The sequence below is a fragment of the Pseudoalteromonas luteoviolacea DSM 6061 genome (assembly GCF_001625655.1).
GTDB lineage: Bacteria > Pseudomonadota > Gammaproteobacteria > Enterobacterales > Alteromonadaceae > Pseudoalteromonas > Pseudoalteromonas luteoviolacea.
Window position 1 is genome coordinate 1 of record NZ_AUYB01000055.1, and the last position, 1031, is coordinate 1031.

At 38.0% G+C, this 1031-nt stretch carries 2 protein-coding genes; both read left to right on the forward strand.

What is annotated here, in order from left to right:
• Window positions 1-398: HNH endonuclease signature motif containing protein (locus N475_RS02655; protein ID WP_162269580.1), on the forward strand; the 398-nt coding region annotated here is incomplete at its 5' end.
• Between the two features lie 2 nt (window positions 399-400).
• The coding region (locus N475_RS02660) for an SMI1/KNR4 family protein (RefSeq protein WP_063364644.1) at window positions 401-1031 on the forward strand (631 nt) is incomplete at its 3' end.

Sequence of the window (1031 nt, forward strand, 5' to 3'; positions counted from 1 at the left end):
TTGGGTGTCAACGCAAATTCCATAGTGTCGCTGAGGCTACTGAAGAAATAGCTATGACAGGAGTGCGTTCAGTTGACAATGCCCTTGCTAATGCGCAAGCAGGTTTTGATAAGACGCCTGATGGCTATACTTGGCACCATGTACAGGATACAAAAACAATGCAATTAATACCTATGGAAATACACAATGCAGTGGCACATACTGGGGGCGTTGCGGTTATAAAATGGCTGAATAAGTTCTCGACAGGATTATCTGTGATAGCACCTTATATGAGTGCTTTGGATCCAACGTATTACGCAGAACAGATGGCAATTCAAGGTTGTAACGGTGGTAATGTGTCAATGTGCGGCTCTGCAACTATGTTTGGTGCTGAAGTCGCTAACCCGAATGCGATTTAATTATGAAAAAAAATACTTTACAGATAAATAGTTATGGAAGCTTCGAAAAGAATAATCTCGAGACTTTTATACGTAGCATAGATGAAGACCTACCTCACGCCTACATCGATTTCTTAAAAACATATAATGGTGGAAAAGTTACCCCAAACTGTTTTGATATTAGCGAAAAAGAAGGGGGGGCTACAATAAGTGCATTTTATGGTTTACATAACGGGCCAGAATTCAACAGGCTAGATAGTGTTAATGACGTTTTTAGAGGGCGAATTCCAAAAAACAGTATTACAATCGCATGTGATACTACTGGAAACCAAATTTGTATGCGATTGGAAAGTAAATACAAAGGAGAAATTTACTTTTGGGACCACGAATTAGAGAGTTCTGAAAAAGGTTTCATAAAGCTCTCAAATTCGTTGAATGGTTTCATAGATATGCTCTATGAGTTTAAGCTAGTTAATGATGAATTATCCGAGATATTGCTCTCTAAGGACGAGAAAGAATGGAAAAAGCTTATTTCCGTTTATGATATTGAAGCAAAAGACGAATATGGACGTTCGTTAATTGAAAGAGCAGTTATAAAGAATAACCTATTCGGTGTAAAGCTACTTGTAGAATCTTGTTCTGCGCAACTAAATC